This is a genomic window from Microcoleus sp. BROC3, from assembly GCF_036702515.1.
GTDB lineage: Bacteria > Cyanobacteriota > Cyanobacteriia > Cyanobacteriales > Microcoleaceae > Microcoleus.
The window spans coordinates 17375-29753 of record NZ_JAUBTQ010000007.1; the positions used below are offsets into that span (position 1 = coordinate 17375).

The window sequence follows — 12379 nt, forward strand, 5'->3', positions numbered from 1 at the left end:
GCACTTGTTCAAGGGTGCCCCTGCCAGCTACTTGCACGCACCAGTTTACAAAAAGAATCCAACTGTAGGCAAGCTCCAAACCCTTATGGAATAAGTCATTCCCAATTCTTCAATCTAAAATCTAAAATCTAAAATCTAAAATGGTATAAACCCTGTTTTTCGGGCGGGAAATCCCCTTAAAACCCCAAATACCAACGAGCAATCTTCTATTAAGGTGTTCGGCATATAACTTGCACAGAAAGCAGTCTGGGGAAGCCAATCCGGTAAAAATTGAAGGAAATTTCACCTGTTCGTTGAACGGGTTTTAGCTTAAAGCCGACTCAATGGGCGCGGCGGCAGAAACATCGCGCAGCCACCAGGAGGGGAATAGTTTCGAGCGGGCGAGATTGCTTCGTTACTCTTCACGCTTCCCCGCGAATCAGTAGATTTCTAGGCAACTCTCGGGAAAATCTTCCTCCTCCGGCCCAAAGCCAGAGAATTTGAGGTTCTTTCCACAGGGGAATTGAAAAAGACCGAGTTAAATGCACAACTGCTTAAATGTTTGATGCACTACAAATTAGCAGCGGTTCCCGACATGGAGTTTCGGTGGAAATGTACTGGTTTCCACTCGTGGCCTGCAAACTGCCAGACTCTCAAAATTTATGCACCAACTGGAGGGGCGCGTCAAACTCACAGCCGCTTCCATAATTAATTATTGTGAAATATAGCAACCGCCTTGACGGTAAGGACGTTTTTAATTGTTACAACTCTGGCTTTTATTGTCTTGTGCCGAATGACGAATGCTCCGGCTGCGGAATGACTCGGCCCAAAAACGGATACCACCCCCCGACAACAGTCGTTGACAGATCGAAATTTTAGACCGTTGTTCAAGCTGCCAGATTCATCTGTAGAGTAAATCTAAAATCTAAAATCTAAAATCTAAAATTAACTGACGAATACTGCATCAAGCAATCCCGGACTTACTCTCTCGACGAGAAACCCGGTTTCTTCCTAGACGCTTGGTTGTGCTGCTGCTTATTTGGGGTAGAAACCGGCTTGATGAGCGTAAGTCGGAGATTCGATCGAGCCGCATACTTTTGATAACTTTTCCAGCGGCAGCGGATCGCAAATTGCCAGCAAAAACTGCACCCCGTTTGGAGCCAGGGCAAGCGGATCTAAACTAAGCAGTCCGCGCAGGCGATCGCTTTTAGTGACGTTGTTGGATGTAATTTTGCGACAGCGGAGTCCGTACTGCAGGCAGTAACTCTTCCGGTTTCGTGCTTCGGTGGTGCGAGTAGCGCCATCCAAAAAAGCCAGCACTCAAAGCAACGGGCAACAAGCAAAGCATCAGGGCCACAGATTTTTTCAATCCCGGTTTTTTTAACGGTTTCTGAGTCCCTGCTGCGGTGGGATTTGCTTGGCTAACCGAACACTCAGGATTCGGCGAGTTGGATGAATTAGCAGCGTCGGGTCGATCGTTCTGATGAACCCAATCCCTGCGATCTTTTAATTGATCCGGAAAGTATTCCCAGACTTCGCCGTCAGAACTGTCTGACTCATGCGATCGATTGGCGGGCATTGGCGGGTACTGGGCGATCGCCGAAAGCGAAGACGGTGCCTTCCATTCTGTACCCGCGACCGCCGGCGGCGTTCCCGACCCGATTATTTGCACCATAGAACCGGATGCCGCGCTGTGGGCTGGCGCGCCGGTCAGATAGCCGTCAAAGTCCGGGTGCTGGTAAAGAATAGGCAAAGCCCAGTATAACTGGTGAGAACCGTAGGCAGAAATTAGTCCGGCTCTGGCCCGGCTGAGGCTGAGATCGACTGGATAGCCTTGATTGAGGTTGCGGTAAAACAGCCGCGTCAGAGTCAGGGCTACATCGTCGGGGATGCTTTCTGCCATTGCTAGCACTGCCGGAATGCCCCGCTTGACTAGAGCTTCGGTTAAGTTGCGTTCCGGGCTGTCGTCCGCGATCTCTGAGGGGTCGCCGTAGGCACCGCGGCAGGAGTTGAACACGGCCATCTGAATACCGTTGTTAACGAGCAATCCAGCTAAGTCGTCGCCACTCAAGGTTTCGGTTAAGCCGGTGCGGCTGCTGACTAGGTAGAGTTCGCCACCTCTGGAACCTAAGTTGCTGTGACCTGCGTAGTGCAGGACTTGGTACTGTCCTTGTTCTAGGGCTTGGGTAAGCTGTTCTCGATCGGGCTGTTCGAGAATAGTCAGTTGAATTTCCGAATGGGGGCTGTTTTTGAGGGGGTTAGCGGTGCGGTTTTGGAGTTCTTGTTGCAGGTGGAACACTTCTCGCTTGAGCTGCAAGCTGTCTCGATCGCCCGGAGAGGCGATCGCCATTAAGATTTTTAGCGGCCCGCTGCTGGGCAGTATCCGGGTTTGTTTGAACAAACTTGTACCTGGTTGGTAGCGGGAAAACACGACATCCGTGCCGGTTGCCAAAGGGCGATCGCCCGCGTGCAGAACTTCCCAGGGCAGCCGCGGCAAGCGCCGGCCTTTGAGTCCGAGCCGCAGTTGCAGCACTTCTCGGCGGTGCTGGGCGATGCCTTGAGCGCAAGTCCAGCTATCGCGCAAGTTTCCTTGAAACAGCCCGCTGTATAATTGTTGGCCGAGGGCTACTAAATTCGGCGCTGAGTTGTTTCCCGAGCGCGAGAGTCCGCGACCGGCCAAACTGGTTCCCTGTAATACTTTTCCTTGGAGCAAGCCCACCAGCGGGTCGTTCATCAGTTGAGCAGACAGTGCCAGCCATTCGTCGATCGGCCAGCGGACTTGTTCTTCTGCTAAGGGTACACCGGGTGCAACCCTTTCTGTCCGCACTAGATATTCATCGTCCCCAACAGGGGTGACTGAGAGTTGAAATTCCTGGCTCACCGATTTAGCGCCCTCCCGCCTTAATTCTGAACTTGCCTGCGTTTTTGTCGCTAGCAATAGCGACCGGCAAACTAATTTTTACTCTTTCAATCAAAGTTTTTGAATGCGCTTCCCCCGATCGGGCGAACGCTGAGGTCAAATATATTTGTTCAAACACTTTGAGGCTATAAAACTTGTACTTTAATAACAGTTTATTAGTTTTGATTGCCCTGTGGCTCAGTGAAAGCCGAATTTTCTCCAATCTTGCTATCTTTAACATTTTGCACCTCTACCGCAGACCCCTTTAGATTCGTCGCGAACTTGAGTTTCTCATTGCTGAGTAAAGTTAAATTGGAGGCACTTTACCAGGCGGATCTCTAGTTCTTATTAAAATTACTTCGGCTCTCGCCAACCGGTTTCAGGGCAATACCGGAGGCAAAGTTGAGTAATTTTTTTTTTGTGGCGATGGGTCGATCGGTCTCAACCGCTTATCCTGTACCACCAACCCCCCATCTGAAATCTTGATTTTGTGTCAATTAATGAATTGGTCAGCGCTGGGTCCTCATCCGTAAGGTCTCCGCCCTCATCCGTAAGACCTCAGGGGCGATCGGTAATCGATAGTTAACCATCAATAATTGCTAATCGAGTCTTGCTAATTTACCACTTTCATGTTATATAGATGTTTTAAATTTAACTGTCTTAATCTAGTTAAAGTTAAGCAGCAAAAATCAAGTTAAGGAGCTAAGAATTCTCAACAATACAACGACCATCTAATTATTCCCCTCCTCTCAAACAACAATCATTTTTATCATCTACAGGACTCAGGCTCATCAAGCTGGTTTCTCCCAGACATATTGACGTTGGCAGCGAAGCCTCTACACAGCAACCGAGTTCCTCAGCGTCGCCGTGTGTCATTCCCGCTCAAAATGCCGCTCGAGCTTGCAACTGTTACCAAAAACAACTCCTGCTTTTATTCCTGTTCGTTGCGAAATTTTACCATCTGTCTTGAGATAGGTTTTTGGATAGCTGTTTTTTTACTCTAAAAACATAATTTTCTCAGTTCGATCGGCTCGGTCGAAGCGAGAGAAAATTGTGCCACTGAAAATTAAAACAAATATTTGCCCGGGCGAACTATCTAAATTTCTAATTAATCATCAGGAACTAAAATTAGGAGGGTGCAGTCGTTTAGTAAAGAAATTCAAATCCTAAGTCAGGGAAGGATTTGTCAGACCTGGGAGTGTTACAAAAATTCAATGCACCCAGGCTCGCTCGCAAAAAAAGCAAGGGTAAAATTTTGGGGATAAAGGTTTTGGGGAGTTATTTGGGAGTTGTCAGTTGCGAGTTTAAATTCAGCTAATTCACTGTAGAAATTACGTAGAACATCTACAAATCGGCGCAACTCGGCGCAGCTTACTGTAGAAATTACGGAGAACATCTCAAAAGATATGCGCTTGGGCGCAGCACTTACAGTGTATGTGGCGGAGCAATTAATTTGAGAGTGGAATTGCCGAAAATAAAACTCGCAACCGATCGAAAAAAAACCTTGCAGTTTAGGTGGCATCTATAATAGTAAAGATCGGGACACCAGCTCCTAAAACAGGCGAAAGTATGAAGTTAGATTTTTTTTCTTCTGCTGTCTCCTGTTTGCTGATAAATTGATTGTAAGAAGCTTACCATTTTTTGGGAAATATCAACGATGGGCGAAGAAATGTTGGTAGAAAAAAATGTATCGGGAACACTTTTTTCCGATCGAGATGAAACAGAAAATTCTGACATAACTCTCAGCAACAACATCCCTGAAAATTCCGATGACGAGTTAAAGGAATTAATTAAGGTAGCGATCTCCGAAAACACAGGTAACGGAAAAGTTTCGGATCTGTCAAACGGCGCAGCCGAAACAGGTGCTGCCGATAACAGCACAATTGCTGAATTTAAAGGCGTACCCGAAGAAGGTGCGGGCGACAAAGATGACGGTGACTTAGACAATGATGATGGCAACGGCCTCGATCGCCGCCGAACCCTATTCGGTACTGATAACGATGACGTAATTGTCGCCACCGGCGATAACGAGGAGATATACGGCAAGAAAGGCAAGGACAAAATCAAAGGAAACCCCGGCAAAAAAAATAAAATCTACGGCGGTAAAGATGACGATGATTGCGAGGGCGGCGATGACGACGATGAAATAAAGGGCGATCGCGATAAAGACAAGATTAACGGTGGCAAAGGCAACGACACCATTAACGGCGGTAAAGACAACGACAGTATCTTTGGCGGCAGCGACAAAGATATCTGCAAAGGCGATGACGGCGATGACTGGGTGCAAGGCAACGAAGGAGATGATGAGGTTGACGGCGGCACCGGCAGCGATAGCGTCTACGGCGGCAAAGGCGACGACGATTGTGAGGGCGGCGAAGGCAACGATACCGTCAGGGGCGACACAGGCAACGACAACGTTAGCGGTGGCGACGGCGACGACCAAGTTAACGGCGGCAAAGATAACGACAGCGTTAGCGGCGATGCAGGCAGCGACGTTTGCAGTGGCGACGACGGTGACGACAGCGTTAGCGGCGGCATCGGCAACGATACGGTGGTCGGCGGTGCAGGCAGCGACAACGTGACTGGCGACGACGGTGACGACAGCGTTAGCGGCGGCATCGGCGACGATACCGCGACCGGCGGTAGCGGCAGCGACAACGTTAGCGGCGACGACGGCGACGACAGCGTTAGCGGCGGCGGCGACGACGATACGGTGATCGGCGGTGCCGGCAGCGACAACTGTGCTGGCGACGACGGCGACGACAGCGTTAGCGGCGGCGACGGTGACGATACGGTAATGGGCGGTGGAGGCACCGATACCCTCGTTACTGGCAACGGCGATGACATGGCAGACGGTGGCGACGGCGACGACAGCGTGATGGGCGGCGGCGACGGCGACGATACGCTGATGGGCGGCGACGGCAACGATACGCTGATGGGCGGTACTGGCAACCATACCTGTGTCGGCGGTGCTGGATCTGACGTTTATGTCGTGAGTAACAGTACCTCTGGGGCAAGTGCAGTCATCACTGACTACACAGACGACAGCGACAAGTTTCTGCTGTTTGGTGACTTGAACTTTAGCAGCTTGACGTTTGTACAAGTCGGTGTCAACACCGAAATTCGGGTCAATAACTTCGCGCTGGCGCTATTGTTGAATGTCAACGCAAGCATTCTCACTGCTGGCGACTTTTTGGGAGTTAATGTTTCGGGCAACAACAATGTTTCCACTCCAACTCCAACTCCAGGTTCGAGGGTGATTACTCCTCCGCCATTCAATCAAACTATCTTTAATTTTGCTGGCAATACACTTGCTCAAGTTATTGTCGGTTCCGCGACGCTGGCTAACGACATTACAGGCGGCGATGCGGGCGATGACATTACAGGCGGTAATGCCGCAGACACAATTAAAGGTGGCAAAGGCAAGGACACAATTAAAGGCGGCAATGGCGATGACGATATCGACGGCGGCGATGACGATGACGATATCGAAGGTGGTAAAGGCAAAAACAAAATAAAAGGAGGCTTAGGCAAGGACAAAATTAAAGGCGACGATGACGATGACGATATCGACGGCGGCGATGACGATGACGATATCGACGGCGGTAAAGGCAAAAACAAAATAATCGGAGGTAAAGGCAAGGACAAAATTAAAGGTGGCGACGATGATGACGATATCGACGGCGGGGATGACGATGACGATATCGAAGGTGGTAAAGGCAAAAACAAAATAAAAGGAGGCTTAGGCAAGGACAAAATTAAAGGTGGCGATGATGATGACGATATCGACGGCGGCGATGACGATGATAGTATCGACGGTGGCATCGGCACAGACAAAATCATCGGCGGTAGTGGCAATGACACATTAACCGGAAATGAGGGCGATGATAGTATCGAAGGCGGCTTGGGAACCAATAATCTGAGTGGCGGTAATGGAAGGGATCGCTTTATTTACCGCACTTCCCGCCAAGAGATTAAAACAGTTGCACAAGCTGACTTAATTACTGACTTTAGTGTCGATGACGATCTTTTAGAGTTTTCTGCGGCTGCTTTTGCGAATCTCAGCGTTTCTAGCTTGACCCGACTGGTGATTACTGCTACTTCTGCTGTTGGGTCGATCGGCAGCGCTAATTTGCTCGACTTCACCGACGATATCAGCGTTACTAGCATCGCCACTTTGCAAGCGCGGTTTGCAGCTTTGGGCGGCAACCTAGACACGCCTACTTTCTGTCAGTTTACAGATGCCGAGACAGGCCGTTCCGTGCTGGTATTTAATGTTGGGACGCGCTTTGAAGTTGTGGCTAGTTTCTCGTTGAAAATTCGCCTGCAAGTCACTAACTTTGTCTTTACCGGCCCGCCACTAACTGTTCCTGTGGGTACTGCCGGCCCTGACAATGTGAATTTCAGCAATTCTCCGACCGCAGTTAATTTCGATGGTTTAGCAGGCGATGACAACATTGTCGGCAGCAATTTAAACGATACCCTCCAGGGCGGCGACGGCAACGATACCATCACCGGCAACCTCGGTGCCGATGTCCTAAGCGGTGGCACTGGTGCGGATCTCTTTGTTTACAGGACAACTAAAGAAGGCGGCGATAAAATTACCGACTTTAAGGCGGGAACTGATAAATTCCAGTTTTTAGCCAGCGAATTCGGGAATTTGACTACGACTAACTTTGACGGTGTTACCGGTTCAACTCCTGACATTACTGGCAAAGAGTTAGTGATTTTCACAGGCGGCAGTTATGCCTCTTTGGAAGCTGCACAAGCTAAAGCCCTGGGCAATTCTACAACTGCTGGTTTCTTCGCCTTTACGAATGCGTCGAACGAAACAGTGTTGTATTTTGACTCGAACGGTACCTCCATCGGTGGTTCTACCTTGATTGCGAACTTGGGTACGGCTGCTAGCAATCTGGGAACGGCGGACTTTGTATTTACAGATGCGATCGCATCTTCTCCCACTACCACTAACTTAGGCAGCATTGTCGATTTAACTGCGGCTGGGAATACTTTCCCGATCGGATCTAACAATTTCGGTTCAGGTGCTGGCGGTTACAACTTCACCACTCCTGTGTTGTTTACCGGCAATGACAGTGCTAACAGCGTCACCGGTACTGAATTTGCAGACATCATCAACGGTGGTGGCGGTGCAGACATTATCAACGGCGGCAGCGGTGCAGACATTATCAACGGCGGCAGCGGTGCAGATCTTCTGACTGGCGGTGCTGGTGCGGATATCTTTATTTACAATGCCAACGGTGAAGGCGGTGATACGATTACTGACTTTGCCTTTGGGGTTGATAAATTGCAGTTTGCTGGTTCTGCTTTCGGCAATTTGACTGCGACAAACTTTGACGGTGTGAGCGGGGTTTCTCCTGACATTACTGGCAAAGAGTTAGTGATTTTCACAGGTGGCAGTTATGCCTCTTTGGATGCTGCACAAGCTAAGGCCCTGGGCAATTCTACAACTGCTGGTTTCTTCGCCTTTACGAATGCGTCGAACGAAACAGTGTTGTATTTTGACTCGAACGGTACCTCCATCGGTGGTTCTACCTTGATTGCTAATTTGGGTACTGCTGCTGGAACTGTGGGAACGGGGGACTTTGTATTCACAGGTTCGGTCGCAACTTCTCCCGCGGGTACTTCTACTAATTCTGGCAGCATTGTCGATTTAACTGCTGCTGGCAACACTTTCCCGATCGGATCTAACAATTTCGGTTCAGGTGCTGGCGGTTACAACTTCACCACTCCTGTGTTGTTTACTGGCAATGACAGTGCTAACAGCGTCACTGGTACTCAGTTTGCTGACATCCTCACTGGCGGTAGCGGTGCAGATATTCTGACTGGCGGTGCTGGTGCGGATATCTTTGTTTACAAAGCAGCAGGCGAAGGCCCGGATACGATTACTGACTTTACCTTTGGGGTTGACAAATTGCAGTTTAGCGCGGGCGCTTTCGGCAATTTGACTGCGACAAACTTTGACGGTGTGAGCGGGGTTTCTCCTGACATTACTGGCAAAGAGTTAGTGATTTTCACAGGCGGCAGTTATGCCTCTTTGGATGCTGCACAAGCTAAGGCCCTGGGCAATTCTACAACTGCTGGTTTCTTCGCCTTTACGAATGCGTCGAACGAAACAGTGTTGTATTTTGACTCGAACGGTACCTCCGCGGGTGGTTCTACCTTGATTGCTAATTTGGGTACTGCTGCTGGGACTTTGGGAACGACGGACTTTGTATTCACAGGTTCGGTCGCAACTTCTCCTGCGGGTACTTCTACTAATTCTGGTAGCGTGGCCGATTTAACTGCTGCTGGGAACACTTTCCCGATCGGATCTAACAATTTCGGTTCAGGTGCTGGCGGTTACAACTTCACCACTCCTGTGTTGTTTACTGGCAATGACAGTGCTAACAGCGTCACTGGTACTCAGTTTGCTGACATCCTCACTGGCGGTAGCGGTGCAGATATTCTCACAGGCGGTGCTGGTGCGGATATCTTTGTTTACAAAGCCAACGGTGAAGGCCCTGATACGATTACTGACTTTGCCTTTGGGGTTGACAAATTGCAGTTTAGCGCCAACGCTTTCGGCAATTTGACTACGACAAACTTTGACGGTGTGAGCGGGGTTTCTCCTGACATTACTGGCAAAGAGTTAGTGATTTTCACCGGCGGCAGTTATGCCTCTTTGGAAGCTGCACAAGCTAAAGCCCTGGGCAATTCTACAACTGCTGGTTTCTTCGCCTTTACGAATGCTGCGAACGAAACAGTGTTGTATTTTGACTCGAACGGTACCGTAGCTGGTGGTTCTACCTTGATTGCTAATTTGGGTACTGCTGCTGGGACTTTGGGAACGACGGACTTTGTATTCACAGGTTCGATCGCATCTTCTCCCACAGGTACTTCTACTAATACTGGTAGTGTTGCCGATTTAACTGCTGCTGGAAATACTTTCCCGACGGCATTTAACAATTTCGGTTCAGGTGCTGGCGGTTACAACTTCACCACGCCTGTGTTGTTTACCGGCAATGACAGTGCTAACAGCGTCACTGGTACTCAGTTTGCTGACTTCATGAGCGGCGGTTCTGGTGCCGACATTTTCGACGGCGGTTTGGGTAACGACAGCATTTCCGGCGACGATGGTAACGACAGCCTCTTCGGCGGTGGCGGTAGCGATACTCTCAACGGCGGCATCGGGAATGACACTTTAATCGGTGGTTTGGGAACCAATGTTCTCAACGGCGGTGCTGGTTTGGACGTGTTTGTGTTCGGCGGAACTACTGCTGGCGGCGGGGATTTAATTACCAATTACAGCATTGCTGATGATGTAATTAACCTCGACAAAACTGGTTTTGCAGCGTTTACAACCGGATCTGGGCCTTTGGGTTCGAGTTTCTACGCTTACAGCAGTACAGTTTCTGTAACTGCGCTCGAAGCAACTTTAACCGGGCCGTCGATCATGGCTATCTACGACAGTTTGTCTGCATCTACTAAACTGTATTACGATAGCAACGGTTCTACTGTTGGCGGTAACAGTTTGTTTGCAACTGTCGATGTCAATTTGGGAGTTTCCGGTAATTCTGAATTGTTCTTGTTCTAAACGGCAAGAATTCTAATCGGGATATCGGCGGTATGGGGGACAGGGCATAGCCGTGTCCCTACAATACAAAACAAGGACAGGGCATAGCCGTGTCCTTGTTTTGTTTCTAAACCAGTCCTTATTTTGTTTCTAGTCGCTGCCGCCATTTGCTGCTAATAACATCTATCACTGTGACTACAACTAACAGCACTAACATCATGGTTGTTGCCTTGTTGTATTCAAAAGCTCTGATATAATTCACCAATTCAAAGCCAATTCCACCTGCGCCGACCACTCCCAACACCGAAGCCGCCCGGATGTTATACTCAAACATCCACAGCGTATAACCCAATGCTAGCGGCAATACTTGCGGGAAAATGCCGTATTGGGCAACTTGCAGCCAAGATGCACCTACGACTTTTAAAGATTCGACCGATCGCGCTTCTACTGATTCGATCGCCTCCTGATAAAATTTAGCCAGATAGCCGATCGTATAAATTGCCAGGGCTAAAGTACCTGCCGGCGCGCCCAAACCCGTCGCCGATACAAACAGCAATCCCAGCACAATTGAAGGAACAGAACGCACCGCATTTTGCACCAAATTTGCCAGCCATTGCAGCCACCTTGGTGCTATGTTGTGGGCGCTGCAAATAGCAACTGGCACGGAAATAACTGCCCCGATTGTCGTTCCCCAAAGCGACATTTGAATTGTCTCGATCAAAGCTTTAATTGCTACATCAATAATTTCGAGATTCGGCGGCCACAAGCGCGAGATAAAATCGGTCATGTAAGGCCAACTGCCGGCCAGGGTTGTTGCATCAATTTCTAGTCCTCGCAGGGCCCAACCGTAAATTACAATTAAGCCGGCTGCTATACCCAGATTTTTGATCCAGCCGTAGTTTTTTGAGAAATTATCTAATTTTTTTTCGGTCATCTGCGTTTATTTTGAGATTTAGGTACAGCGATTTTTTTTGTTTGGTGAAGGGGCTTTTTTTAATGAACCGCAGAGGGCGCAGAGGGCACAGAGGAAGAGTGGAGAAGAGAGGAGTTCACACTTCTACTTTGGGAGGTGTTAATTTGCTAAATTTGTCGGACAGGTTGTGGCATTTGCCATCATAAACTATCTGACCGGCATCGAGGACGATCGCCCTTTCTGGATAAGTGCTGGCCATTCCTAAATCGTGCAATACTACAACTACTGTCATTCCTTGTTCTCGGTGCAGTTGAGCGAGGATTTCGATTACTTGCTGGGCTGCGATTACGTCTAATCCGGCAGTGGGTTCGTCAGCTAATAAAATTTGAGGAGATTGGATTAAAGCGCGCGCGATTGCGACTTTTTGCTGCTGTCCGCCGCTGAGCTGTCCGGTTTTTTGATAGGCTAGGTCTTTGAGTCCGAAATTTGCCAGCAATTCAAAAGCTCGATCGCGCTGTTTTTTCGGAAAACCCCACAGCGTCTCCCAAGTATTCAAACCTCCCAAGCAACCGCACAGCACGTTGTCGATCGCGGGTAGCTGTTTTACCAACCCGCCGCCTTGAAAAATTAAGCCGATATCGCGCCGAATTCGCCTCAGCGTGCGCGGAGTGATGAGTGTATCGTTAATCCGAATTTCTCCGGTTTTGACGGGAATTAACCCGACAAAAGAACGCAAAAGCGTGGATTTTCCCGCACCGTTCAAACCCAGCAGCGCCACAAATTCGCCTTGTTTAATTTGGCAATCAATTCCATTCAAAATCGGGCGATTTAGCGATGGTGAATAAGCTGTTTGTAATTGGTTGCATTCGATAGTCATGGCGAATATTTATTAAAAAATTTGCTTGTAATTAATTTAATGAACCAGATGGCTGGTTGGAGATTTATATTGCGGTAGGGACACGGTAGTGCCGTGTCCCTACGAATTTTTGGTGCAATCTATACGTAACTGTAATTT

At 49.0% G+C, this 12379-nt stretch carries 4 protein-coding genes; 1 reads left to right on the forward strand and 3 read right to left on the reverse strand.

Annotated elements, in window-relative coordinates; translation table 11 throughout:
• Positions 1–1186: 1186 nt before the first annotated feature.
• Entirely contained in the window at positions 1187–2860 is a 1674-nt protein-coding gene (locus QUB30_RS06155; protein WP_333330589.1) for a CHAT domain-containing protein, read from the reverse strand.
• A 1675-nt stretch (positions 2861–4535) separates the two neighbouring features.
• Between QUB30_RS06155 and QUB30_RS06160 the strand changes: the two genes are divergently transcribed.
• Positions 4536–10472 (forward strand): calcium-binding protein, encoded by a 5937-nt coding sequence (locus tag QUB30_RS06160; protein ID WP_333330592.1) that lies wholly within the window; start codon positions 4536–4538, stop codon positions 10470–10472.
• Positions 10473–10590: 118 nt separating this feature from the next.
• Here QUB30_RS06160 and phnE read toward each other — a convergent pair whose 3' ends face one another.
• Both phnE and QUB30_RS06170 read right to left on the reverse strand, forming a co-directional pair.
• Positions 10591–11385, reverse strand: a complete 795-nt coding sequence (gene phnE / locus QUB30_RS06165) for a phosphonate ABC transporter, permease protein PhnE (protein WP_333330594.1) — start codon at positions 11383–11385, stop codon at positions 10591–10593.
• Between the two features lie 115 nt (positions 11386–11500).
• The gene (locus tag QUB30_RS06170; protein WP_333330597.1) at positions 11501–12241 is read right to left on the reverse strand and encodes a phosphonate ABC transporter ATP-binding protein; all 741 of its coding nucleotides are present in this window, start codon (positions 12239–12241) and stop codon (positions 11501–11503) included.
• Between the last annotated feature and the right edge of the window lie 138 nt (positions 12242–12379).

Excerpts from the sequence above, each read along its gene's own strand:
- phnE (WP_333330594.1), bottom strand. The coding sequence starts at position 11,385 with ATGACCGAAAAAAAATTAGATAATTTCTCAAAAAACTACGGCTGGATC.
- QUB30_RS06160 (WP_333330592.1), top strand. The coding sequence starts at position 4,536 with ATGGGCGAAGAAATGTTGGTAGAAAAAAATGTATCGGGAACACTTTTT.
- QUB30_RS06170 (WP_333330597.1), bottom strand. The coding sequence starts at position 12,241 with ATGACTATCGAATGCAACCAATTACAAACAGCTTATTCACCATCGCTA.